Raw genomic sequence first — 24,746 nt, forward strand, 5'->3', positions numbered from 1 at the left:
CATCGTCAGCTTCTACAACAGCCAGCGGTTGCACTCCACACTGGGCAACTTGCCACCCAATGCTTTCGAGCAGAAATCGGCAATCAAACAACCTATCGGTCTGTACGAAAAAACTTGACCAGGACAGGCTGCCTGCGTGCCATTTGTCAGCATTGCGGGTGAAAGTATCCTTACAAAAAATAGGCGCCCTGGGTAAATGGATTTCATGAGCACCCTTGATTCATCCTAGAATTCACCCAATCTGCAGCCTGCAGAACATGAAGGAGTTTGACTATGACGGACAACATTCAATCCATTGATCACGGTTACGGCTATGTTGCGTCGGCCGAGCAGCGCAATAAGGTGCTGCGCAATACCTACTGGCTACTGGCTTTGAGCCTCGTGCCAACTGTCTTGGGCGCCTGGCTGGGCGTCGCCACCGGCATTACCCAGTCTTTGGGCGGTGGCTTGGGTCTGGTTGTGTTCTTGGGTGGTGCTTTCGGCTTCATGTACGCCATTGAGAAAACCAAGAATTCGGCAGCGGGTGTACCCGTTTTGCTGGGATTCACATTTTTCATGGGCTTGATGCTGTCGCGCATGATCGCCATGGTGCTTGGCTTCAAAAATGGCCCCGATCTGATCATGACGGCCTTTGGTGGTACGGCAGGTGTATTTTTTGTGATGGCCAGCCTGTCCAGCGTCATCAAACGCGACCTCTCCGGCATGGGCAAGTGGCTGTTTGTGGGTGCCGTGGCCGTGATGATCGGCGGCATTATCAATGTGTTTGTCGGGTCAACAGCGGCCATGATGGCCATCTCGGTGGCGGTTATTGGTATTTTCAGCGCGTACATGCTGTATGACCTGAAGCGCATCGTGGACGGCGGTGAAACCAATTACATCAGCGCCACCTTGGCGTTGTACCTGGATATCATCAATGTGTTCCAGGCGCTGCTGGCTTTGCTGGGTATTGCGGGTGGCGAGCGCGACTGACATCCTCTTTAGCGCCTGTCAAAAAAGACCCCGAAGGGTCTTTTTTGTTTTCGCCATACCGCCTGCACTTAATGCGGCGCACAATTTGCCGATAAAGATATTACTCATCCTACCTACGCCATGACTCTTCGCCTGCTGATCACTGCTATTGCCCTGCTTCTGGCCGGCTGCGAAATTCCCGGCATGGGACCTGACCCCAGAATTGCCAAACGCGAAGCTGACGCCAAAGCGATTGGCAGCGCCTGCAGATATGGCATACGCAGCATTGAAGACTGCTACAGCCTCAACCAAGCCGCGTCCAAAGCTGACATATTCACAGGCTGGAAGGAGATGGACGAATACATGCGCGAGAACAAGATTGAGGGTGTTCGCGCCACAGTGGTGAAGGCCGAACCGGAAGAAGAAGTCATCGAAGACCCCAAACCCAAGACCGCTGGCAGGGAGAGAACATCAGCCAGCAGCAAAGAAAAATCTTCTGAAACCAAACCTAAAGCTGCCGACAAGGCGGCCGCGAGATCCGTAGAAAGCGCCGCCGCGCACTGAAGCCTGCGCGCGCAGCGCTTGCTCGCTCAGACTTCCAGCTCAAACACCGCCATGCTCTCCACATGGGCCGTGTGAGGAAACATATTCACCACACCCGCCGAAGAGCACTTATAGCCCGCCTGATGTACCAGCAAGTCGGCATCACGCGCCAGCGTTGACGGATTGCAGCTCACATAGACAATGCGTTTGGGCGGCGTCCAGCCCTCAGCACCCGGCGTCGGTGGATTGGCCACGGGATCCAGCTTTTGCTGGTGCAAGTCCGCCAAGGCCTGGACCAGGGCCATAGCGCCCTCGCGCGGTGGGTCGATCAGCCATTTATCCGCCACCCCGTCTTCAATCAGCAAAGCCGGCGTCATTTCAAAAAGGTTTCTCGCTACAAAATTAGTAGCTGCCAGCGCACGATTGACGGGGGCTAGAGCCTTATTTTTCATAAAATTATCACGCGATCGAGCAACCAGCGCCTCACTGCCCTCCACGCCCAGCACCTCCCGCGCCTGCGTTGCAATCGGCAAGGTGAAGTTGCCGAGGCCGCAAAACCAGTCAATCACCCGTTCCTCTTTGGTTGCATCCAACAGCCGCAATGACCGTGACACCAGGACCCGGTTGATATGCGGGTTGACCTGGGTGAAATCAGTCGGCTTGAACGGCATATGGATGCCGAACTCCGGCAGGTCGTAGCTCAACTCTTCGCCGCCTTCATCCAGCAGATGCACCGTCTCCGGACCCTTGGGCTGCAACCACCACTGCACGCCGGCATGGCGCGCGGCAAATTCACGCAGCAAGGCCAGATCCCCATCACTCAGGGGCTCCATATGGCGCAGCACCAGCGCGATCACCGAGTCGCCGCAGGCCAGCTCGATCTGCGGGCAGTCCTCAATCGCGTCCATCGAGGTAATCAGCGCCCGCAACGGCAGCAGCAGGTCGCTTACATGCGGCGGCAACACATGGCACTCTTTCATGTCGGCGACGTAGCCGCTCTTGCGCTCATGAAAACCCACCAGCACCGCGCCCTTTTTACGCACATGCCGCACCGAAATCCGCGCCCGGTAGCGGTAACCCCAAGCCGGGCCTTCGATCGGCCGCAAAATATTGTCGGCCCGGACCTTGCCCAGATGCCACAGGTTGTCCTCCAGCACCCGCTGCTTGACGGCCACCTGCGCACCGATGTGCAGATGCTGCATCTTGCAGCCGCCACAAGCACCTTCATGCAAGCCAAAATGCGGGCAACCGGGTTTGACGCGCTGCGAGGACTCGCGGTGAATTGCCGTCACCACGCCCTGCTCCCAGTTGTTTTTCTTGCGGTGCACCGTGGCGCTGACCAGCTCGAACGGCAGCGCACCCTTGATAAACACCACCTTGCCATCGGCCCGGTGGGCCACCCCTTGCGCTTCGAGGTCCAGCGATTCGACCAAAAGCCAGTCAGGCGGTAAATTATCGGTTTTCTTGATTTCTTCAGTCATGCCGCTATTGTCTCAGGCCCATGCCTTGAGGTATTCATCCCAGTGCGACTCAATCGGCGCCAGCTGGCCCAATGTTTCCTTGACCATGGCGATCTCCTGCTCGTACTCCTGCTCCAGCAGGCCGCCGCGCATTTTCTGAAAGCGGCAATACAGCAGATAGGTGTTCATGACATCGGTTTCGCAATAACGACGGATGTCATCAAGCTTGCCCTCCAGGTACGCCGGGTACACGGCTGAACCGTCCATGCCGAGCTTGCCGGGGAAGCCGCAGAGCCTGGCCATGGCGTCCAGCGGCGCATTATTTTTTGGCTGGTACATGGCCAGCAAATCCATCAGGTCAAGGTGGCGCATGTGGTAGCGGCTGATGTAGTTGTTCCACTTGAACTCGCGGTCGTCTTCGCCCATGTCCCAGTACTTGTCGGCCACCACACCGTGTTTCAGGCCGCGGTAGTGCAACACCGGCAAGTCAAAACCGCCTCCATTCCAGCTCACCAGCTGCGGCGTATGCTTTTCCAGCGTATTGAAAAAAGTCTGAATCACCTTGCCTTCGCTGAGCCCGTCTTTGTCGACAAACGAATGCACACGCAAGCCCTCGGCATTGCGAAACACGGCACTGATGACCAGAATGCGCTGTAGATACAAGGGCACGAAGTCGCTTTGTCCTTTGGCCTGGCGCTCTTGCAGCCATGCCCCATAGACCTCAGCATCACTCACGTCGCCAGGTTCACCGCGCAAAGCGCGCAAGCCGACCACATCAGGAATGGTTTCAATGTCGAAGACCAAGACCGGCCAACTCATTGGCGGCGCCTCACAACAGCGCTTGCCGCGTGATCCCTCGCCGCGCCAGATAGCGCTTGAGCTTGGACAAGGCCTCGTTCTGGACCTGTCGCACGCGCTCACGGGTCAGCCCCAGGCGCGAACTGAGGACATCCAGCGTCTCGGGCTCGCGGTCATGCAGCCCAAACCGGCCTTCCAGAATCTCTTTTTCTCGCTCAGACAAGGTGCCGATCCAGTCCTCCAGCAAACGCTCCACCTCGTGGGCCTGGGTCACACCCAAAGGATCTATCGTGAGCTCATCCACCAGCGAATCACCCAGGGTCTGAGTCTCCTCCGAGCGGTCCATGGAAGCGTCCAGCGACTTGGGCGTTTCAGCCAGGGCCAGTAGATCGGCAACGCCTGCCGTGTCACGGCCCAGCAAGGCTGCAATATCGTCCACGCGAATGCCATCGGGCCGACTCGCTACAAACGTTGCATCATTTTCCAGCGCCCGGCGCGCGCGCAGCACCTGCTGCAATTCCCTAACGACGTTCACGGGCAGACGCACCGCCCGCCCCTGGTACATCAGGGCACGGTCGACCGATTGGCGAATCCACCAAGTGGCGTAGGTGGAGAAGCGAAATCCGCGTTCGGGCTCAAACTTGTCGATGGCGTGCATCAGACCCAGATTGCCTTCCTCGATCAAGTCAGACAAGGGCACGCCACGCCCCATATAAGCTTTGGCAATACTCACCACCAGGCGCAGGTTGTGTTCAATCATGCTCTGGCGAGCCGCAAAATCGCCCGCACGAGCGCGGGAGGCGAACTCAAATTCTTCTTGTGCGGTGAATAGCTCGGTGCGACGTACGTTGCGCAGGTAAACGGTCAGCGCGTCCCCAGACTCGCCCGATGCATCGACCGACAGCGTAAGCTCCAGCAAAGGCTGATCTACTACTAAATCAATAGCATCTTGCGCAGAATCCACGGGGGCTAGAGGCGAATTTACCTCATAATCTGAGGCGCCACGTGTTTGGGGTCTGGCGGACAAGCCATGGCCATTCACGGGGCGCTTCTTCACGGCATGGTCCCGTCACCTGGCCGGCAGGTACTTCGCCGGATCAACCGGTTTGCCTTGGCGGCGAACTTCAAAGTGCAACTTCACACGGTCCGCATCGCTGCTGCCCATCTCGGCAATCTTCTGACCTTTGCGCACCGACTGGTCTTCCTTGATCAGCAAGGTCTGATTGTGGGCATACGCCGTCAGGTAAGTATTGTTGTGCTTCAAAATAATCAGGTTGCCATAGCCGCGCAAACCGGCCCCGACGTAAACAACGCGACCGTCTGCTGCCGCCAACACGGGGTCGCCCGCCGCGCCGCCAATATCCAGGCCCTTATTCTTGACCTCGTCAAACCCGGCCAATACGGTGCCGTTGGTCGGCCAAATCCAGGCGATGTCATCTTCCGATGTCGTGGCCGGCGCAGAAGGCGCAGGCATCGGGACGGCAGGAGCCGATGTGGCTGCCGTGGGTGCTGACGACGCATGCTTGTCAGCACTCGCCGCTGGCGCTGGCGCGCTCGCCACCGGCGTGGCACTGGCCGAAGTCACGGGCTTGGCAACCACTCCATTGATAGCCGCTGGTGGCACGACCCGCAACACTTGACCTATTTCAATACGATTGGGGTTTTCCAGGTTGCTCCAGCGCGCAATATCCTTGGCCGCCTGGCCCTGCTCAAGGCCAATCCGGATCAGCGTGTCACCAGGTTTAACCGTGTAATACCCAGGCTTTCCCGCATTCTCAAATCCGGGGAGCTGCTGAACGACCGGTGTGGCCGCATCGGCCACCGCTGGCCCTGCTTTACCAGAGCCGATACCGCGATCTTCCACCGGCGCGCGATTGAGCGCTTTGGTGCTACACCCCCCCAGCAACGAGCCGGCAACCACGAGCGCCAAAATTGAACCCAAACGAACACTCAAACCAAACATACAACATTCCTTCATGCGATCCCCGATTTTAAAGGGACAAAGTGAACAGCCTCAAGCACCGTCTGCCTTAAACCCTGTGGGGTTTTGTCAATCACCACAAGGGCTTGCTGCCCGCCAGACGTGACGCCGGCAGACACAGGAGCTACAAGTCGCCCACCCATAGCCAGTTGATCGACCCAAGCCTGGGGCACGGACTCTCCACCGGCTGCGGCAATAATGGCCGCGTAGGGGGCTCCCTTGGCATAACCCGCCATGCCGTCCCCAAACAGAAGATGCAAGTTGGCCAAGCGTAAATGCCGCAGATTATCACGAGCCTTGTCGTGCAAGCCACGCAGGCGCTCGATACTGTAGACCTCGCTGGCCAGCAGACTTAATACAGCGGCCTGATAACCGCAACCCGTTCCAATCTCCAGCACGCGCCCCAATCTGCCAGAAGCACCGTTGCGCAGGAGTTCCGCCATTCGGGACACAACACCGGGTTTGGAGATGGTCTGACCCAAGCCGATCGGCAGACTCGTGTCCTCATAGGCCTGATTGACCAAGGCACTGTCTACAAACCGATGCCGCTCAATCGACCTCATGGCCGACAACACCATGGGATCGGTAATACCTTGCTTGGCAAGCTTGTGCACCATGTTCAGACGCACCGCACTAGAGTCCAGCCCAACCCCGTGGGACAACACCCCTGCTGGCGGCTTGGCGCCTGCGCTCAACCCACTGTGAATAACCCCCGGCACAGGCCGGTTGCCTTTGGACTTGCCCACCGAAAAGTCCAGGCGGGCAGGGAAAGTTGGGCGTTCTTTCATACGTTGGTCATTGGGGGGCAATCGTCTGTTTTGCTGAATGCTCAGTCTGATGGGGAACGACTGCCAACCTGGCAGCGGTCTGAGCCCAATAACCCAGGTGATCATGGTCGGTCAAATCAACTTTCAGGGGCGTGATCGAGATGTGCCCCTGTGCGGTAGCATGAAAATCAGTCCCTTCAGCCTCATCCATGACCGGCCCGGCGGCGCCTATCCAATACATGGTGTCGCCGCGCGGGCTAAGCTGTGTAATCACGGCCTCGGCCGCATGACGCCGCCCGAGCCGGCACAGTTTTACATGCCCAATCTCGTCGAATGGCAGGTTGGGAATATTGACGTTGAGCAACCAGGGACTGGTCCCAATCAGGTTTTGGCGAGACATTTGCATAACCAGATCACGGGCCTTGCGACCAGCGGATTCCAGATGCCCCCAATTTTTCTCAACTTGTGAAAACGCAATGGCCGGTATGCCAAACAAGAAACCTTCCATTGCCGCGCCCACCGTGCCCGAGTAAATAGTGTCATCGCCCATATTGGCGCCGTTGTTGATACCCGAAACCACCAGATCGGGCCGATATCCCAGCAATCCGGTCAAGGCAATATGCACGCAGTCTGCCGGCGTGCCATTGACATAGCGAAATCCATTGCTGGCACGGGTCACATACAAGGGCGAATGCAGGGTCAACGCGTTCGATTTGGCACTGTTGTTCTGCTCCGGTGCGACCACTTCGACATCGGCCACGTCTTTCAGGGCTTCATACAGCGCCACGATGCCCGGCGCCTGATAGCCGTCGTCGTTGGAAATAAGAATTTTCATATTCACTCAGAGTTGGCATTCATTGTAGGTGGCCGACCGGGCCGGTCATCTGGGTCACGCGTGAGACATTTTCCACGGCGACATACACCTATCATTCGCACAACTTCTTTGGAGAATTCCCATGCATGCCTGGCTTTGTGAAAACCCTGTGGGCGTCGATGCCCTGTTCTGGAAAGAAATGCCCACGCCACAGCCGAAGGCGGGCGAGGTACTGATTCAGATCAAGGCCGCCAGCCTGAATTTCCCTGATCTGCTGATTGTGCAAAACAAGTACCAGTTGAAACCAGCCCTTCCCTTTGTACCCGGCTCCGAATATGCGGGCATCGTGCAAGTGGTGGGCGAAAGCGTCACCCACCTGAAAGTGGGCCAGCATGTAGCCTGCCTGTCCGGCACCGGTGGCTTTGGCACACACACCTTGGCGCCTGCGGCATTGTGCCTGCCACTGCCAGCCAGCTTCCCCTTTGTGGATGCTGCCGCCTTCATCATGATCTATGCCACCTCCTACCACGGGCTGGTGGACCGGGCCCAATTGAAGGCTGGCGAAACCGTGCTGGTACTGGGCGCCGCTGGCGGCGTCGGCACTTCAGCCATACAGATTGCCAAGACCTTGGGAGCCAAGGTCATTGCAGCGGCGTCGAGCGACGAAAAATGCGCACTTTGCAAGTCCATTGGTGCCGACGCCACCATCAACTACACCACCGAAAATCTACGCGAGTCTGTCAAGACACTCACTGAAGGCCGCGGACCGGATGTCATCTACGACCCGGTGGGCGGCGATTTCACTGAAACCGCCTTCCGCTCCATTGGCTGGCGCGGTCGCTATCTTGTGGTCGGGTTTGCGTCCGGCCCCATACCGGCATTGCCTCTCAACCTGGCTCTGCTCAAGGGGGCCTCCATCGTGGGCGTGTTCTGGGGCGATTTCGCCAAGCGCGAGCCCAAAGCCAACGCGGCCATGATGGCGGAACTGGCTCTATGGTATGAACAAGGCAAGATCAAACCGGTGATTGACCGCACCATGCCCATGTCTGAACTCAAGGCCGCCTATGCCCACATGGGCGCCAGAGGCGTCAAGGGAAAATTGGTGATGGTGAACTGAAAATTCAGTTCTTCAGACAAAAAAATGCCCACATCACGTGGGCATTTTTTATGTTTTGGGGTGGCTGATGGGGCTCGAACCCACGACAACAGGAATCACAATCCTGGACTCTACCAACTGAGCTACAGCCACCGTAAGCTTTATATTATAACGTGCTGGCGTTTACTTTGAAGCAGCCAAGGATAAATCTGTTGAATTCCGTACTGGTCGTGGCGCCATGATTTCGACTTTAAAACGCTCCTTGAGGACGCCGTAATAAGCCTGATTCTCGGCCGCCGTCCACCACTGAGTGTATTGGGCGCGATCCTGCTTGGCGGCAGCCTCAGTTGCCGTTGGTCGCGGCACGATTTTATTTATCCGAACCACGGCGTAGCCTTGGGCGCCCAAGTCAACACCGACGAAGGCGGGCAAGGCTGACGCATCAGCGTGCAAAGCTGCGGCCAGGACCTGCGGCGGAACCTTTTGGGATTGGTCACGCGATACCACCAGTGCCGCTGGCATTATTGCCGCAGCGGGTGCAGCCTTCCAGGCCGCCAGCTTCTCCATGCCCTCTGTTTTCGCTAGTTCGGCTGCGCGGGCAGCGACGACGCGGTCATGCACGATGCTGCGCACATCAATAAACGGGACGGTCCGGGCCGCGGTGTATTGGGTGATACGCCCTGCAATCAATTGGTTTGGCGCGGTTTCAATAGCTTCGGTATTGCGCTTCTTTTCGATAGCGTCGGACGCGAATATCGCCGTCAGGAATTTATCATTCGTCAGCGGGCCAATCGCCCCTGTCGCCGGCTTGCGCGTCAGATTGGCAGCCGTTTTAATCTCAAGCTTGAGCTTGTCTGCCACTGGTTTCAGGCTGTCGGACTGCTCATAGACTCCGTTGGTAAAAGCTTCGGCAGTCTCAGCAAACTTGGCTTGGGCTTGCTGCGCTTTCAGGTCAGCCTCGATGCCTGTGCGCAATTCCTCAAAACTACGCTGCTTGGGTGTTTTGACGTCCGTGAGCTTGATGATGTGATAACCAAAGTCAGACTCGACCACTTCACTGATGTCCCCTTTTTTCATGGAAAAGACTGCATCTTCAAATGGTTTCACCATCGCGCCGCGCCCAAAGAAATCAAGATCACCCCCATTAGGAGCAGATCCCACATCTTGCGAGTTCTTTTTGGCAATCTCCACAAAACTGTCAGGTGATTTCCGCACTGCCTGCAACAACTCTTCAGCCCGCGCTTTGGCTTTTTGACGATCAGCTGCTGGGGCATCCTTGGCTGCGTTGATCAGAATGTGGCTCGCACGTCGCTCCTCGTTACCACTAAGGCGGGCCACATTTTGGTCGTAGTACGACTTGAGGTCAGACTCACTGATCGAAATACTCTTCTTGATTGAGTCAAGGTCCAGCACCACATACTCGATGCTGGCTTGGTCAGGTGCTTGAAACAGGGTCACATTGGCTTTGTAAAACGCCTCCAACTCAGCGTCGGTTGGACTAACTTTGCGTGCAAACTCAGCAGTCGCGAAATTGGCAATTTGTACTTCACGCTTTTCAAAGAATGCATTCAACGAGACATCGGCGATGCCCGCCGCAGAAAACCCGGTGGTGATCACTCCGGCTTCCACCTGTCGAACAGACAGATCCTGACGCACACGGCTTTCAAATCCTTCCGGTGTCATGCCCTGGCTGGCTGCCAGTTGACGATAGCGGTCCATGTCGAGCTTGCCGTCCGGCAAACGCAGGGAGGCAATGGTGGGATTCTCCTGCAAATCGCGCGCGAGGCGCGCATCGCTGGTCATCAGCTTGAATTTGTCTGCGGCTTGAACCAACACGCGTTCGCGAACCAGTCGCTCCAGCGTCGCATAGCGGGCCTCGGGAGAATCCAGCAGTTTGACATCCAGCTCAGGCCTTGTTGCCCGCAAACGATCCGATTCCGATTTATGCGCCGCATCCCACTCGCTCTGGGTAATGTCATGACCGCCCACACGCGCAACAGTCTCACCTTTTTCGCGAAAGCTGTTGTAGCCATCAACGCCAAACAGCACAAACGAAGGGATGATCAGCAAAAACATCACGAACATCATGACCTTCGTGTGCTTGCGGACAAAATCAAACATGCGCGAACTCTCCAAAAGAAAAACAAAAAAAGGCGAACATTTTGTTCGCCTTTACTTGGGTGGGTGGTGGGTGCTGACGGGCTCGAACCGCCGACCTACGCCTTGTAAGGGCGCCGCTCTACCAACTGAGCTAAGCACCCCACCTATAAACTTGTCAGTTCAAAGCATCCTTCAATGCTTTGCCCGGACGGAATTTTGGCACCTTGGCTGCTTTGATTTTAATCGCAGCGCCAGTTCGTGGGTTGCGACCTACACGCGCAGCTCGCTTGCCCACCGCAAATGTACCAAAACCCACCAGCGATACGGAGCCGCCTTTTTTCAATGTGCTCTTGACCGCGCCAATGGTTGACTCAAGCGCCCGAGCGGCTGCGGCTTTGGAAATATCTGCATGCACTGCAATGTGCTCAATCAGTTCAGTTTTGTTCACAAACAACCCTTAATATAGAAACAGAGTTAATCGAATTATTTCTTTGATGAATCTTGCAGCTGCACTGCAGCGTGTGATTAAAGCCATGGACTCTTACCGTGTCAACACGACATGCAGCTTTACAACAATGCGGTGGTAAATTCTAGTCGGTTTTCTCATGCACGCCGGTTCATTGCAGGCTGATTTTTCCACTCCATTGACAAAAACATCCCTTGGCAAATTCGGAACTGATCAAATCGCAGCCAAGCACATCCGCTTGCTGATCGATCCCTTGCACAATGCGCTCTGGCAAATCAAGCCGACTGGCGAGCCGGTCGCACGACAAGGCTCACACCAAAAGCAGTGAGGGCGGTACCAACAATGGTGAGCGCTGTAATGGGTTCAGCAAACAGTAGCCACGCCAGGAGGGCTGTGGAAGGCGGCACCAGATACATCAGACTGGTCACAGAAGCTGCAGCGCCGCGCTGAATCAGCAGGTACAACAGTGAACTGCCACCCAGCGTCAGGGCCAGCACAGACCAGGCCATGGCGCCTGCCAATTCAGCGGTCCAGCGCACGGACTCGGATTCAAGAAAAATCAAAGGCAGCGTCACGAGCAGGGCGGCACCCAGTTGGATGGTGTTGGCCGAGCGGACATCACAAGGTGCCACAAAGCGTTTTTGATACAGGGTTCCGATGGTGATGCTGAACAGGGCGCCCACAGCAAGCGACATGTTCAGCCAGTCGGCCTCGCCCCCCTGTCCGAACTTGCGCGACACCACCAGCACCAGACCGATAAGACCCAAGCCCAAACCAGCCCATTGCCGTGCAGCGATTTTTCCACCCGTGGATGACAACCACAAGGCGGTCAGCACAGGCTGCAAGCCCACCACCAGCGCAGAAAGCCCCGAGCCCATGCCCGCCTTTACAGCCGCCCAAACACCGCCCAGGTAACCCGCATGCATGAAGACGCCGGTCACGGCGAGGTGCAGCCACTGAGCCCGGCTACGTGGCCAAGCCACACGGGCCAACACAATCCATGGCAATAGACACGCAATGGACAATGCATAGCGTATGGACAGGAACTTCATGGGTGGGGCGTAAGGCATGCCGTAGCGGGCTACGATAAAACCCGTGCTCCAGATCAGTACAAACAATGCGGGCATGGCCCGGATAAGGGCGCGATCGTCGCGCGCCGTCACTTCACCCGCGCCCGAATTTCAGGCAGGGCCTTCTGCAGGTAGTACACCATGGACCAGACGGTCATGATGGCGGCAATCCAGATCAGCCAGACACCCCACAGATGCGTATCGATGATTCCCAGCAAGCGTCCGTCGAAAAGCAGAAACGGAATCGCCACCATCTGCACGACTGTCTTGAGCTTGCCAATCATGTGAACTGCCACGCTCTTGGAGGCGCCAATCTGCGCCATCCATTCGCGCAGGGCAGAAATCGCAATTTCACGGCCAATGATGATCAGCGCGACAAACACGTCGGCACGGCCGAGGTGCACCAAAACCAGCACACTGGCACACACCAGAATCTTGTCGGCCACCGGATCCAGGAAGGCACCAAATGAAGACACCTGATTGAGTTTGCGCGCCAGATAGCCATCCAGCCAGTCGGTGGCCGCGAACACGACAAACATAACCGTCGCCGCCAGGTTTTGCGTGGCCGCTTCAATCGGCAGGTAAAACACCCCGACTATCAAAGGAATCGCAGCAATGCGAGCCCAGGTCATGATGGTCGGAATGGTAAAAAACATGGCGTAATTGTGGCACGGCTTGGCAGTGTTCCCACGCCAGCGGATCAGTGCAGGGCCCGGTAGATTTCTTCGGCCAACTCACGGGAGATGCCTTCGACCGTCGCAATGTCTTCAACCCCCGCCAGCCCCACACCCCGCACGCCGCCAAAACGCTGCAACAATTTAGCGCGCCGTTTTGGTCCGATACCAGGAATCTCCTCCAGCTTGCCTCCGTCCACGCGCACCTTGGCCCGCTTGGCGCGCATCCCGGTGATGGCAAAGCGGTGCGCCTCGTCACGAATCTGGGCCACCAGCATCAAAGCCGCCGAATCTTTGCCCAGATAGACTTTTTCGCGACCATCGGCAAACACCAACTCCTCCAACCCGACCTTGCGCCCTTCCCCCTTTTCGACCCCCACGATCAGCGAGAGATCCAACCCCAGTCGCTCGAACACCTCGCGCGCCATCGATACCTGGCCCTTGCCGCCATCCACCAGCACCAGATCCGGCAGCCGGCCGGTGCCCGCGGGTGTTTGTCCTGTCTTTTTTGCGTCCGCCAAGGCCTCGGACAATTTGCCGTAGCGACGTAGCAACACCTGGCGCATGGCCGCGTAGTCATCGCCTGGGGTGATGCCGTCGATGCTGTAGCGGCGGTATTCTGCGTTCTGCATTTTGTGGTGATGAAACACCACACACGACGCTTGGGTGGCCTCGCCTGCCGTATGCGAGATGTCGAAACACTCGACCCGAAGTTCGTCCAGATTGTCCAGCGCCAAATCCAGTGCATCGACCAAGGCCCGGGTCCGGGCCTGTTGCGAGCCCTCTTCCGACAGCAAGCGGGCCAATTGCAGGCTGGCATTGGTTTGTGCCATTTCCAGCCACTGGCGGCGCTGCTCCCGCGGCTGGTGGACGGCCGTCACCTTGACGCCGCACTGGATCGACAAGGCCTTGAGCAGGTTTTTATTCACCGGCTCGCTGACCACCAGGGAGGGGGGAATCGGGACATTCAAATAATGCTGCGCCACGAAGGCCTCCAGCACTTGCGCCTCGATGGACGGCGCCACTGCGGCTCCCTCGTCGTCTTCGGTGTAGACCCCCGCAGCGTCTTCCACATGCACCGGAAAATAGGGCCGGTCCCCCAGGTGCCGCCCGCCGCGCACCATGGCCAGGTTGACGCAGGCCCGACCGCCTTGCACCTTCACGGCCAGAATATCCACATCCCGGTCCGACACGTTATCGACCGATTGCTGGTGCAGCACATTCGACAGGGCCGCGACCTGGTTGCGCAGTTCTGCCGCCTGCTCAAACTCCAGCCGTTCGGCATGCGCCATCATGCGGGCCTCCAGTGCGTCCATGACCTGGCGGGCGTCGCCGCGCAGAAAACGCTCGGCGTTGGCGACATCCTGCGCATAGTCCGATGGCGAAATATGCCCCACGCAAGGTGCTGAACAACGCTTGATCTGGTACAGCAGACAAGGGCGCGTCCGGTTGTTGAACATCGGGTCTTCGCAGGTCCGCAGGCGAAACACCTTCTGCATCAGCAGAATCGCTTCTTTCACCGCCCAGGCACTGGGGTATGGTCCGAAATAATGGTGCTTTTTCTCGACCGCGCCCCGGTAGTAAGACACCCGGGAAATGCTCGAACCCGGATTCGACGACGGGATCACGCCGGTGATCTTCAGGTACGGATAACTCTTGTCATCCCGGAACAGGATGTTGTACCTAGGGTTGAGCGTCTTGATGAGGTTGTTTTCCAGCAGCAGCGCCTCGGCCTCCGAACGCACCACCGTGGTTTCCAGGCGCACGATCTTGCTCACCATGTGACCTATGCGCGTGCCGCCATGATTTTTCTGGAAATAGCTGGACACCCGCTTTTTCAGGTTGATGGCCTTTCCTACATAAAGTACGGTGCCTTCGGCATCGAAATAGCGGTACACACCAGGCAGGGCCGGCAGGCTCGCCACATCGCTCAGCAGCTGGTCGGGGTGCATTGGCGGCGAAGCGAGCTCGGCCGACACAGAGGGCTCAGGCAGATTGGAATCAGGCATAACGGGCATAGGGGCGTATTGTGGACAATCCGAAGCGTGAATACAGGCAACTCGAAACTTTGGGACATCTTTTGCAGGGTCATCGACAACTACGGTGACATCGGCGTGTGCTGGCGCTTGGCTATCGGTTTGGCCGAGCGTGGCGAACAGGTGCGCCTGTGGGTGGACGATGCCAGTGCGCTGGGCTGGATGGCCCCCGAAGGCGCCCAAGGCGTGGAACTCAGGCCCTGGACCCAGCCCATCCAAACCGATGACTTGGTGATCGGCGACGTGTTGATAGAAGCCTTCGGTTGCGAGATTGCTCCTGAATATATAGCTTCCTACGCAGATAGTACGCGGGCTAGAGGCCTAAAAAGCATATGGATTAACCTGGAATACCTCAGCGCCGAGGATTTTGCGGAACGCAGTCACGGCCTGCCCTCGCCCGTGATGAGCGGCCCGGGTACGGGCCTGACCAAACACTTTTTCTACCCCGGTTTCACATCGAGAACCGGCGGCCTGCTGCGCGAACCCGATTTGGCGGAACGTCAGGCCCAATTTGACCGCATCGTCTGGCTGCGGCAGTTGGGCATTGAATTCCGGGGTGAGCGGCTGGTTTCCCTGTTTTGTTATGAACCCCCAGCCTTGAGCGAGTTGCTGGATCAGCTTGCCATCAACCCCCATGAGACCCGACTTATGGTGACGGCCGGACGCGCCGCAGCCGCTGTCAAGGCATGTATTGATGATAAAAACAAGTCCCAGCCCTTATGGAATATGCGTAAGCAGCTATCATTTTCATACGTGCCCATGCTCAGCCAGCGGGAATTTGACCATCTGCTCTGGGCCTGTGACCTGAATTTTGTCCGGGGAGAAGACTCGCTGGTACGCGCTTTGTGGGCCGACAAGCCGTTTGTCTGGCAGATTTATCCGCAACATGATGACGCGCATCACGACAAACTTGACGCCTTTCTGAATGTAATGAGTGCCCCGCTCTCGCTGCGGGATTTCCATCATGTCTGGAATGGCGTGCAGGGCTTTGCCCACGCGAATTTGCCAGCCATGGCGTTACCGGAATGGCAGGTAACTGTCACCCAAGCACGAAAGCAGCAGCTCCAGCATGACGATCTTGTGACCCAGCTCATGCGCTTTGTACTAAAAAACCATTAAAATTCAAGACTTTGCGAAATTTGACGGGATCTACATCCAGTCCATGCCGCCCTCGCCGCTAGTTAAGCGGCCAACCTTCACACTATCGCTATGAAAACCGCTCAAGAAATTCGCGCCGGCAACGTCATCATGCACGGCAAAGACCCCATGGTCGTCCTCAAGACTGAATACAGCCGCGGCGGCCGCAACTCTGCCACCGTGCGCATGAAACTCAAAAGCCTGATCGCCAACTTCGGCACCGAAGTCGTGTTCAAGGCCGACGACAAGATCGACCAAGTTATTCTGGACAAGAAAGAGTGCACCTACTCTTACTTTGCCGAACCGATGTACATCTGTATGGACCAAGAGTTCAATCAGTACGAAGTCGAAGCCGAAAACATGGGCGACTCACTGAACTACCTCGAAGACGGTATGGCCCTCGAAGTCGTGTTCTATGAAGAAAAGGCTATCTCGGTTGAAATGCCCACCAGCGTCGTGCGCGAGATCACCTGGACCGAACCCGCCGTCAAGGGCGATACATCGGGCAAAGTGCTCAAACCTGCCAAAATTTCGACCGGCTTCGACCTCGGTGTGCCAATTTTCGTGGCCCAAGGCGACAAGGTCGAAATCGACACCCGCACTGGCGAATACCGCAAGCGCGTCTAAAGTTCTTACTCACGGTCAGTACGCCTCGTACCCCGTTCAGTAGCAAAAGGCTTCCACCAGGAAGCCTTTTTCATTGGGGTTTTCACTGCACCCAGTGGACGCCGTGCGTGCGTACCCGCCTGCCAAACCGGTGTAGGCTACGGCCATGAGCAATCGCCCCGATGATTTGCAGGCGCCCGATGCGCTGCAAGGCAGAAATTTAACCGCATCCAACCTGTCTCTGCGTCGGGTGGCCATCGACACTTACCGCGAAAATGTGGCCTACCTGCACCGGGATTGCGCAGTGTACCGGGCCGAGGGTTTTCAGGCCCTGTCCAAAGTGGAGATTCGGGCCAATGGACGACGCATTCTGGCTACCCTGAACGTTGTGGATGACCCAGCCATTGTGGCTTGCCATGAGTTGGGTTTATCCGAAGACGCCTTTTTGCAGCTGGATATCAAGGATGGCCACACCGCATCGGTGTCTCAGGCCGAGCCGCCGGAGTCCATTGGCGCGCTGCACCGCAAAATTGCCGGCGAGCGACTGAACCGTGAGGACTTTCGGGGCATCATCCGCGACATTGCCGAGCTGCGTTATTCCAAGATTGAGCTGACGGCCTTTGTGGTGGCTACCAACCGGGATGAACTGGACCGGGAGGAGGTTTACTTTCTAACCGAGGCGATGGTCGCCAGCGGCCGAAAACTCGACTGGCACGAGCCGCTGGTGGTTGACAAGCACTGTATAGGCGGCATTCCCGGCAACCGCACCTCCATGCTGGTGGTGCCGATTGTGGCGGCGCACGGCCTGCTCTGTCCCAAAACTTCCTCACGCGCCATCACCTCACCCGCTGGCACTGCCGACACCATGGAAGTGTTGGCCAAGGTTGAGTTGCCCTTCGAGCAACTGGCGGACATCGTGCGCGAGCATCGGGGTTGCCTGGCATGGGGCGGTGCCGCCAACCTGTCCCCGGCAGACGATGTGCTGATTTCAGTGGAGCGCCCCTTGGCGGTCGACTCCCCGGGCCAGATGGTGGCCTCCATTCTCTCCAAGAAAATTGCGGCCGGATCAACCCATCTGGTGCTCGACATTCCGATCGGCCCTACCGCCAAGGTGCGCTCCATGCCCGAGGCCCAGCGCCTGCGGCGACTGTTCGAATATGTGGCTCGACGCATTCATCTGTCACTTGACGTGGTTATCACAGATGGTCGCCAGCCGATCGGCAACGGCATTGGCCCGGTGCTTGAAGCCCGCGATGTGATGCGGGTGCTGGAGAACGATCCCAGAGCCCCCAACGACTTGCGGCAAAAATCCTTGCGGCTGGCCGGCCGCTTGATTGAATGCAATCCGGATGTGCGCGGTGGTGACGGCTTCGCGATCGCGCGCGACATCCTGGACTCAGGCCGGGCCCTGGCCAAGATGAACGACATCATGGCGGCACAGGGCCAAAAACCTTTTGACCACAACGCCCCCCAACTCGGTGAGTTGACGATTGATGTGCATGCCACCGAGTCAGGGGTCATTGCGGCGATTGACAATCTCCAGATTGCACGCGTTGCCCGCCTGGCCGGCGCGCCCAAGGTCATCGGGGCGGGCGTTGACCTGTTCCGTAAACTGGGTGACGCGGTAATCAACGGCGATCTCTTGTACCGTGTTCACGCCGGGTTTCAGAGTGACCTCGAATTCGCACGGCAGGCCTGCATCAAAGCTACCGGATACACAGTTGGCCGTGCCGATGAAGTACCGCACGTATTTGTGGAATTCTGATGAAATCATCTACTCTGTCAAAGTCTGTATTGCTGTATTTTGAAGCTGAGCAGGACAGCGCCACGCGCATCGCGCATGCGGGCAATCTGGCACTCGCCCAAATCGATAGCCACCACTTTCCCGATGGCGAAATGAAGCTGCGCCTGCCTGCCCCCCTGCCTGCGCAAGTCGTCATCCTGCGCACATTGAACGACCCCAACGAAAAATTGATTGAACTGCTGCTGGTGGCGCAAACCGCACGCGACCTCGGTGCGCGTCATTTGACATTGGTGGCACCCTATCTCGCCTACATGCGCCAAGACATAGCCTTTCACCCGGGCGAAGCCATCAGCCAGCGCATTGTCGGACGATTTTTGGCGGGCCTTTTCGATGCCGTGGTCACTGTCGACCCCCATCTGCACCGCGTCGCCACACTCCAGGAAGCAATGCCAGTCACCAATGCCGTCGTGCTCAGCGGGGCTCCTCTGCTGTCTGATCTGATCGCGGCCCGCCGACAGCGCCCCCTTTTGGTGGGGCCCGACGAGGAGTCGGCACAATGGGTTGCCATGGCCGCATCACGCCATGGATTCGACCACGCCGTATGCAGCAAGGTTCGGCACGGCGACCGGGCTGTGGATGTCGTACTGCCCGACCTTCCTGTTCTGGGGCGTCAAATCGTATTGCTGGATGACGTGGCCAGTACCGGCCACACGGTGGCCAAAGCGGCGCGCCTTCTACTGGCCGCGGGCGCGGCTTCTGTCGATGTCGCCGTGACTCACGCACTTTTCTCAGGCGACGCCTTACAGCTTCTTCAGACAGCGGGTGTCGGAGAGGTTTGGAGCACAGACTGCATCACGCATCCCAGCAATGCGGTCAGCATGGCAGCTACCATTGCTCAGGCGTTGACCCAGATACAGGAAGAGGTGCAAAAATCAGCGATCAGGAGATAGCAGCAAACTTTGAGTGCTGTCAGTCTCGCGTGGGATTCGGACGCGCCACGACCCGTTGCGCTTTGCCACTGCGCCCTCGGGGGATGAGCTGTCCCGACTCCGCGATCACTGAGATCGATGCCACGCCTTGCATCGTCGCAAAATTCTCCAAAGCCGTACAACAACGCGCCATCGTCGTCGCGGCCTGAGCGTCGTGGAGATTGAGCCTGAGCACCAAGGTGTGGTCGTCGCGCTGGCTCAGCTGAAAGTCAAAGGCCCCAGCGTCGTCTTCGAGCACCGTGGTCAGCGCCAGCGGCAACAATGTCACCCGCTGTCCATCGCGTCCCGCCATCACCAGCGAATCGTCGCTACGTCCTTGCACCTCGATCACCGGCAATGACGAGCCGCACGCACAGCGATCGTCATGCACAGTCACCTGGTCACCCAAGTCATAGCGAATCAGCGGCTGCACGTGATTCGCCAGATTAGTCAGCAAAGTGGAGTACGAGCGCTGGCCCGCTGGCACCGGTCGTCCCCGCTCGTCGACCGGCTCAAGAATCAGCCAATCGGTATTCGCATGCATTTTTCCGTAACCACACTCCCAACCTATGGACATGAATTCCGACGCACCGTAGCTGTTATTTACCGAACACCGCAGCGCCAGCTCGACACGCCGCCGGACTGCCGGGCTTAGCGTTTCGCCGCCGGTCCAGAGTTCTTTCGGGAAAAAGTGCAGCGATCCGCGACAGGCCTCATCGGCCAATAAAGCTGCAACCGTCGGGTAGGTCGCAATCACCGTGGGCGCAAAAGCATTGAGCTCTTCCACCAAGGACGGGATAGCCTGCAAGATATTGAAGCAACGCAGGGATTGCGCCATCCATGGATTAAGTTGACGCACGCGCTGCATGGATACCATGCTGGCGAAATGACCACTCGTTGCGCCCACAAAGGCGATGCGTTCGGTTAGCAACATGGGGTCAAACCAGCGCTGCAATGGCCGCGGTGCACTGCGACGCAACGCTTCCAGCGCGTCGTAGACGGCCAAGGTCTGCGCGTCCTGCACAAATATACCGGGCTCATGGCTTGTGCCGGAACTCTCCCAGATCAGATACTTGCCGTGGTAAGCCTCTCCTATGCGCCGGGGATCGGCGATGAAGGCGCCAAGTTGGGCCAATTTGAGTTGCGGGTCGGTCACCCAATCATCAAAACGCTCCATCAGTTCGCTCCTGGACACTGAAGGCAAGGCACTCAATTGCGTGCCATCGATTGGAAGACCACTCAGGCGCTCGCTGTAGAACCGCGAGCCCCGCACAGCGACGTCGAGCAACTTGGCTAACCGGGCTTTTTGCCGTGCTGCGAGCGCGTCCGGCGTGGCATGGCCACAGGTCAGCACATCAAGCGCGACCGCACCCAAACGTAAGGGATCAAAAACTGAGGTCATTGGCTGGTCATGCTGTCGGGCAAGCCCTGCCCAAGGCCTGCGTGGTGCAAAAAAACGCTTCGTACAAGAAGACGTGGACTACGCGTTGCATTGGCAATACTAGACCTGCCTTGAATCGCCGCATTTGAGCTTGATCAAGAAATTCCATGCAAAACCCTCATAAAAAGGAACTCCCCGCACCGGTAACACCGAAGGTATGTCACCTAAAGTTCATAAGGCCACTCTTGATTTTTGTCAGGCGATCAAACACGATTCAGACTACCATCAACTTTGAATTTTTACACAATGGAGAGATACGATGAATGATATGACTGCGGTACAAAAAGACAAACTAATGAGCGACTTGCGTGTGGTTATTGCCGATGCCGAAGAGATGTTGCGCATGACTGCCGACGAGGTGGGCGAAGGTGCTGCTGACTTACGCAGCCGGGTGCAGGCCAGAATGAACCAAGCCAAGGCCGATCTTGTGCATTTACAGGAAGCTGCGGTTGCCAAGGCTAAAGCAGCCGGTCATGCAACCGATGAATTCGTTCACGAGAATCCATGGAAATCAATCGGCATCGCGGCAGGTGTTGGACTGGTGGTCGGTCTTTTGATCGGCCGACGCTAAGACCCGCGCGCTCTTCATGAGTGATCCTGTCAAGGAGAGTGGTCTCTTCAACTCGCTGCGCGGCCTGCTATCCACTGCGCTTGAGATAGTTCAGGTACGGCTGGACCTGCTGGGCACCGAGGTCGAGTTTGAAAAACGGCGTTTATTTGACGGGGTGCTTTTGGGTGCAATAGGACTGCTGTTTCTGGGTGTCGGCATTGTCTTGTTCTGTGGTTTCGTCATCTTGCTGTTTTGGGATGGCTATCGATTGGCTGCCGTGGGTGTGATGGCGCTGCTATGTCTCGCCGGTGGCTTCGTGCTGATGGGCGACGCAAGGCGACGCCTGCGCAACCCCAGTGCTATTTTTAATGCCAGCATGGCGGAACTGGAACGAGATCAAGCGGGACTCCAGGCATCAGGTCGACATGAACAACGATGACCTTGTATTGCGCCAACAGCGTTTGCTCACGCGCAGTGCGCAACTGCGACTCACCCTCGAAAATCAGGCACAGGTTTTCAAAACACCGCTGGCCATGGTCGATCAGGTGCGAAACGCTCTGCAATGGCTTTACCGCAACCCGCAATGGCCGCTGAGTGCATTGCTGGTCCTGACTATCCTTCGGCCACGCCGAACTCTCATTTGGGGAGGCCGGCTATGGTGGGCATGGAGAACGTTCAAACGGGCGCGCAACTGGTTAGCCAAGCTGCCCCTGAAACAGCACTCAACCTGAATTGACCTGCCCGTAGAGAACGAGGCAGGTGGATGTATCAAGTTTTTCGCACACAATGGCATCCATGGAAAATACTGAGCACCTTACCGAACGCCGCCTGGCCGATGCCTGGGCGGAACTGCAAAACCACTCTGTCCAGGGTAACCCATTGGACGCAGATGCCTACCGCCTGGCGTTTGCCGACCCAGAGTTTTTATTACGACGTGAAACACGTGGTATCCGCTTTCAGCTGGAAATGCTCAAGCCCGATCTTGACCAGACCGAACAAGGCATTGAGAACACCATTGTCGTTTTTGGCAGCGCCCGTTTTCCCTCGCCCGAGGAAGCTCAAGCATCTCTTAAGCAAGCACAGCTAAGTGGTGATGCCGCCGCCCTGACCTTGGCTCAGCGTCAACTACGAAACGCGCACTTCTATGACCAGGCACGCCTGTTCGCACGACACGTGGCGGGCTATAGCGCGCACCGGCGACCCGAGGAGCGGTTGTTCATCGCGACGGGTGGTGGCCCTGGCATTATGGAGGCAGCCAACCGTGGCGCGCACGAGATGGGCGCCCTGAGCGTTGGCCTGAACATTGCTCTACCCCACGAGCAGAGTGCCAATCCCTATGTCACGCCCACCTTGAGTTTCAAGTTTCACTACTTTGCCCTGCGCAAGATGCACTTCATGATGCGTGCCAAAGCACTGGTCGCATTCCCAGGCGGTTTTGGCACGCTCGACGAATTATTTGAAGTCATCACCCTGGTGCAGACCCACAAAGCGAAGCCGGTTCCAATTGTTCTGTTTGGTACCGCGTACTGGAAACGCCTGTTCAACACGGATGTAATGCTGGAGGAAGGTGTGATATCGCCGCAGGACCTGGACTTGTTTACCTACGTGGACGACGCACAAACTGGATGGGATGTCATTCGCACTTTTTACGGTCTTTGAGCGGACTGACCCCATCGCGAGATGGGGCTGGACATATTGACCATGTGGCCCGATGCCAAACGACGAGCTCACTAAAAAAAAGCCTGCTAGCAATTAGCTAGCAGGCTCTTCAATGCCTATAAGGCTTGTTTGGTGGGATGTGCGGGGGTCGAACCCACGACAAACGGATTAAAAGTCCGCTGCTCTACCAACTGAGCTAACATCCCATAATGACTTTTCATTGATTTTTTCAATGCTAAGTCAAGCCTCAAATTATAACGTTATTTATGGCGTCTATGAATTCTTCTTGGAAATTTGATCAAGAATCCAGCCCGCAGCACAATGACCAAATGTAGCGGTCACGCTGACCACCGAACCATAGCCGTGGCAATTAAGCGTTCCATCTCCTTCAACAGAACAGGATGCATCGGGAGGCTTCACTGCTTCGCGGCTAAATACGCAAGTCACACCAATTTTCTTGCCTTCACGCGGTGCATTGTGTTCCTTGCGCAGACGATGACGTACCTGCGTCAACAAAGGATCATGGGTTACGAGGGCGAGATCATCAATGTCCGCCAGATGGGCGTGGCGCTTGCCTCCAGCCGCACCCACTGCGATGAAAAGTACGCCGGTGTGTCGCGCCCAAACGGCCATTGCGGTCTTTGCTTTCACCTGATCGCAAGCATCGATGACAGCACTTACTCCCTCAGGCAACAGGCTGGGCCAGTTGGCGGCATCCACAAATTCTTCGATGCATGTCACCTTGCACGCAGGATTGATTGCATGAATACGATCTCGCATGGCCAGCACCTTCGCCTGGCCCAATGTAGCCTCAACTGCATGAACTTGACGATTAATATTGGACTCTGCAACGTGGTCCAGATCAATCAATGTTAGGCAGCCCACGCCGCTGCGCGCCAGTGCCTCCACCGCCCAGGACCCAACGCCGCCTATGCCGATGACGGCCACATGCGAGTCAACTATACGTTGCGCGCCCAATACACCGTACAGACGAGCCAACCCACCAAATCGTCGATCCACACTCATGGCATGCGATTCAAACTCCACATTTAGCATGAGTCTTACAGCTCAATTCGTACATTGCCAGACTAACGCAAGCGTAGTTTGTTATTTGAGACGTGACAGTCTTTCTTTGGCAGCCACTGCAGCCTCCGACTGAGGATAGGCCTTGATCAGATCGTCCAGTGTCTTACGGGCACCGCGTGGGTCTTTGAGTTCAATCTGGCAGTTAGCGATGGACAATACGGCCTCAGGAGCACGCAAATGATCTGGCACGCGCGCAATCAGAGCCCGAAAATTAATCATGGATTCTTTGTAGTCACGCGTCGCATATTGCGCGTTGGCAAGCCAGAACAGCGCTGATGGCCCATATCCACTTTGTGGATAACGCTTGAGAAAATCCAGAAACACGGTTTGCGACGCAGGAAAATCGCCTTTTCTAAAAACCGCCAACGCCGCTTCGTAGTCCCGCTTTTCAGCTGGTTCCGCCACAAATTCGCGACCATCAACTGCAACTTTTGTGGGTTCAAACTGCCGGAGACGATCGTCCACCCCTTGGGCACTGTCTTTCTGCCGCCGCTGTACATCCGCAACGTCACGCGACAATTGTTCATTCAAACCCCTGAGCTTCGCCGTCTCTGAACGCAAAGTATCAATCTGGTTTTGCAACTCGAGCAAACTTCGGCGCAAGGAAGCATTGTCTTCAGCCGCACGACTCACCCCCTGCTCCGACTCCAGCCGAGTGGCCTCGACACGCTGACGAAGATCAAGTATGGCCTTGCGCGCTTCGTCGTCTTCGAATAATCCAGCACTGGCGGTTGTCGCCCCAAAGCAAAGTAAAGCGGATATAAGAGTCAGGCGAAAAATTTTCACAACATCAGTTTCCACA

At 57.0% G+C, this 24,746-nt stretch carries 25 protein-coding genes and 3 tRNA genes; 11 read left to right on the forward strand and 17 right to left on the reverse strand.

What is annotated here, in order from left to right; genetic code table 11:
• The first annotated feature begins 273 nt into the window (after window positions 1-273).
• Both C5P05_RS08645 and C5P05_RS34400 read left to right on the forward strand, forming a co-directional pair.
• A complete protein-coding gene (locus C5P05_RS08645; RefSeq protein WP_114969440.1) occupies window positions 274-969 on the forward strand; it encodes a Bax inhibitor-1/YccA family protein in 696 nt (231 codons plus the stop codon).
• A 120-nt stretch (window positions 970-1,089) separates the two neighbouring features.
• Window positions 1,090-1,512 carry a hypothetical protein gene (locus C5P05_RS34400; RefSeq protein ID WP_232834404.1) on the forward strand — a complete coding sequence of 141 codons (423 nt, stop codon included), beginning with the start codon at window positions 1,090-1,092 and terminating at the stop codon, window positions 1,510-1,512.
• A gap of 26 nt (window positions 1,513-1,538) precedes the next feature.
• Here C5P05_RS34400 and rlmD read toward each other — a convergent pair whose 3' ends face one another.
• Genes rlmD through surE form a run of 6 tightly spaced genes read right to left on the reverse strand, consistent with a single transcriptional unit; the run spans window position 1,539 to window position 7,332 of the window.
• Window positions 1,539-2,972 (reverse strand): 23S rRNA (uracil(1939)-C(5))-methyltransferase RlmD, encoded by a 1,434-nt coding sequence (rlmD, locus tag C5P05_RS08655; RefSeq protein WP_114969441.1) that lies wholly within the window; start codon window positions 2,970-2,972, stop codon window positions 1,539-1,541.
• Between the two features lie 12 nt (window positions 2,973-2,984).
• A complete protein-coding gene (locus C5P05_RS08660) occupies window positions 2,985-3,770 on the reverse strand; it encodes a 3'-5' exonuclease (RefSeq protein ID WP_114969442.1) in 786 nt (261 codons plus the stop codon).
• Window positions 3,771-3,780: 10 nt separating this feature from the next.
• Window positions 3,781-4,806: a sigma-70 family RNA polymerase sigma factor gene (locus C5P05_RS08665; RefSeq protein ID WP_420130731.1), complete on the reverse strand. Its 1,026-nt coding sequence runs from the start codon at window positions 4,804-4,806 to the stop codon at window positions 3,781-3,783.
• Between the two features lie 12 nt (window positions 4,807-4,818).
• Complete coding sequence (locus tag C5P05_RS08670) at window positions 4,819-5,712, reverse strand: peptidoglycan DD-metalloendopeptidase family protein (protein WP_114969444.1); 894 nt, start codon at window positions 5,710-5,712, stop codon at window positions 4,819-4,821.
• A gap of 11 nt (window positions 5,713-5,723) precedes the next feature.
• On the reverse strand, window positions 5,724-6,518 hold the full coding sequence (locus tag C5P05_RS08675) for a protein-L-isoaspartate(D-aspartate) O-methyltransferase (RefSeq protein ID WP_114969445.1): 795 nt from the start codon (window positions 6,516-6,518) through the stop codon (window positions 5,724-5,726).
• 7 nt (window positions 6,519-6,525) lie between these two features.
• Complete coding sequence (gene surE, locus C5P05_RS08680; protein WP_114969446.1) at window positions 6,526-7,332, reverse strand: 5'/3'-nucleotidase SurE; 807 nt, start codon at window positions 7,330-7,332, stop codon at window positions 6,526-6,528.
• Window positions 7,333-7,453: 121 nt separating this feature from the next.
• Here surE and C5P05_RS08685 point away from each other — a divergent pair, with 121 nt between their 5' ends.
• Window positions 7,454-8,428 carry an NADPH:quinone oxidoreductase family protein gene (locus C5P05_RS08685; RefSeq protein WP_114969447.1) on the forward strand — a complete coding sequence of 325 codons (975 nt, stop codon included), beginning with the start codon at window positions 7,454-7,456 and terminating at the stop codon, window positions 8,426-8,428.
• Window positions 8,429-8,484: 56 nt separating this feature from the next.
• Here C5P05_RS08685 and C5P05_RS08690 read toward each other — a convergent pair.
• The 7 genes from C5P05_RS08690 to uvrC form a co-directional block, all read right to left on the reverse strand.
• Window positions 8,485-8,560: transfer RNA gene (locus C5P05_RS08690), tRNA-His, on the reverse strand.
• 30 nt (window positions 8,561-8,590) lie between these two features.
• Window positions 8,591-10,528 carry a SurA N-terminal domain-containing protein gene (locus tag C5P05_RS08695; RefSeq protein WP_114969448.1) on the reverse strand — a complete coding sequence of 646 codons (1,938 nt, stop codon included), beginning with the start codon at window positions 10,526-10,528 and terminating at the stop codon, window positions 8,591-8,593.
• 64 nt (window positions 10,529-10,592) lie between these two features.
• A tRNA-Val gene (locus tag C5P05_RS08700) sits at window positions 10,593-10,668 on the reverse strand.
• Between the two features lie 14 nt (window positions 10,669-10,682).
• Complete coding sequence (locus C5P05_RS08705) at window positions 10,683-10,955, reverse strand: HU family DNA-binding protein (protein WP_114969567.1); 273 nt, start codon at window positions 10,953-10,955, stop codon at window positions 10,683-10,685.
• 293 nt (window positions 10,956-11,248) lie between these two features.
• Window positions 11,249-12,100, reverse strand: coding sequence for a DMT family transporter (locus tag C5P05_RS08710; RefSeq protein ID WP_114969568.1), 852 nt, complete (start codon window positions 12,098-12,100; stop codon window positions 11,249-11,251).
• Window positions 12,101-12,132: 32 nt separating this feature from the next.
• Window positions 12,133-12,699 (reverse strand): CDP-diacylglycerol--glycerol-3-phosphate 3-phosphatidyltransferase, encoded by a 567-nt coding sequence (gene pgsA, locus C5P05_RS08715; RefSeq protein ID WP_114969449.1) that lies wholly within the window; start codon window positions 12,697-12,699, stop codon window positions 12,133-12,135.
• 44 nt (window positions 12,700-12,743) lie between these two features.
• Window positions 12,744-14,726, reverse strand: a complete 1,983-nt coding sequence (gene uvrC / locus C5P05_RS08720; protein WP_420130732.1) for an excinuclease ABC subunit UvrC — start codon at window positions 14,724-14,726, stop codon at window positions 12,744-12,746.
• Between the two features lie 36 nt (window positions 14,727-14,762).
• Between uvrC and earP the strand changes: the two genes are divergently transcribed.
• The 4 genes from earP (at window position 14,763) to C5P05_RS08740 (ending at window position 19,190) form a co-directional block, all read left to right on the forward strand.
• Window positions 14,763-15,872 (forward strand): elongation factor P maturation arginine rhamnosyltransferase EarP, encoded by a 1,110-nt coding sequence (gene earP, locus C5P05_RS08725; RefSeq protein ID WP_420130733.1) that lies wholly within the window; start codon window positions 14,763-14,765, stop codon window positions 15,870-15,872.
• Between the two features lie 90 nt (window positions 15,873-15,962).
• On the forward strand, window positions 15,963-16,517 hold the full coding sequence (gene efp, locus C5P05_RS08730; protein WP_114969451.1) for an elongation factor P: 555 nt from the start codon (window positions 15,963-15,965) through the stop codon (window positions 16,515-16,517).
• Between the two features lie 145 nt (window positions 16,518-16,662).
• Complete coding sequence (locus C5P05_RS08735; protein WP_114969452.1) at window positions 16,663-18,261, forward strand: thymidine phosphorylase family protein; 1,599 nt, start codon at window positions 16,663-16,665, stop codon at window positions 18,259-18,261.
• Window positions 18,261-19,190, forward strand: coding sequence for a ribose-phosphate diphosphokinase (locus C5P05_RS08740; RefSeq protein ID WP_114969453.1), 930 nt, complete (start codon window positions 18,261-18,263; stop codon window positions 19,188-19,190). Before C5P05_RS08735 ends, C5P05_RS08740 begins: the two co-directional genes overlap by 1 nt.
• Before the next feature lie 19 nt (window positions 19,191-19,209).
• Here the strand turns inward: C5P05_RS08740 and C5P05_RS08745 are convergent, their stop codons facing one another.
• Window positions 19,210-20,610: a phenylacetate--CoA ligase family protein gene (locus tag C5P05_RS08745; protein WP_114969454.1), complete on the reverse strand. Its 1,401-nt coding sequence runs from the start codon at window positions 20,608-20,610 to the stop codon at window positions 19,210-19,212.
• Window positions 20,611-20,908: 298 nt separating this feature from the next.
• Between C5P05_RS08745 and C5P05_RS08750 the strand changes: the two genes are divergently transcribed.
• From C5P05_RS08750 to C5P05_RS08765, 4 genes are all read left to right on the forward strand, one after another.
• On the forward strand, window positions 20,909-21,220 hold the full coding sequence (locus tag C5P05_RS08750; protein WP_114969455.1) for a DUF883 family protein: 312 nt from the start codon (window positions 20,909-20,911) through the stop codon (window positions 21,218-21,220).
• A gap of 16 nt (window positions 21,221-21,236) precedes the next feature.
• A complete protein-coding gene (locus C5P05_RS08755; RefSeq protein WP_114969456.1) occupies window positions 21,237-21,638 on the forward strand; it encodes a phage holin family protein in 402 nt (133 codons plus the stop codon).
• Window positions 21,625-21,930 carry a YqjK-like family protein gene (locus C5P05_RS08760; RefSeq protein ID WP_157979271.1) on the forward strand — a complete coding sequence of 102 codons (306 nt, stop codon included), beginning with the start codon at window positions 21,625-21,627 and terminating at the stop codon, window positions 21,928-21,930. Before C5P05_RS08755 ends, C5P05_RS08760 begins: the two co-directional genes overlap by 14 nt.
• Window positions 21,931-21,994: 64 nt before the next feature.
• A complete protein-coding gene (locus C5P05_RS08765) occupies window positions 21,995-22,858 on the forward strand; it encodes a TIGR00730 family Rossman fold protein (RefSeq protein ID WP_114969458.1) in 864 nt (287 codons plus the stop codon).
• Between the two features lie 130 nt (window positions 22,859-22,988).
• Here the strand turns inward: C5P05_RS08765 and C5P05_RS08770 are convergent.
• The 3 genes from C5P05_RS08770 to ybgF all read right to left on the reverse strand — a co-directional run bounded on the left by C5P05_RS08770 (window position 22,989) and on the right by ybgF (window position 24,745).
• Window positions 22,989-23,064: transfer RNA gene (locus C5P05_RS08770), tRNA-Lys, on the reverse strand.
• 67 nt (window positions 23,065-23,131) lie between these two features.
• Entirely contained in the window at window positions 23,132-23,914 is a 783-nt protein-coding gene (locus C5P05_RS08775) for a tRNA threonylcarbamoyladenosine dehydratase (RefSeq protein ID WP_114969459.1), read from the reverse strand.
• 51 nt (window positions 23,915-23,965) lie between these two features.
• Window positions 23,966-24,745, reverse strand: coding sequence for a tol-pal system protein YbgF (gene ybgF, locus C5P05_RS08780; protein ID WP_420130734.1), 780 nt, complete (start codon window positions 24,743-24,745; stop codon window positions 23,966-23,968).
• Window position 24,746 lies beyond the last annotated feature (1 nt).

The sequence above is a fragment of the Rhodoferax ferrireducens genome (genome assembly GCF_003347515.1).
Lineage (GTDB): Bacteria > Pseudomonadota > Gammaproteobacteria > Burkholderiales > Burkholderiaceae_C > Rhodoferax.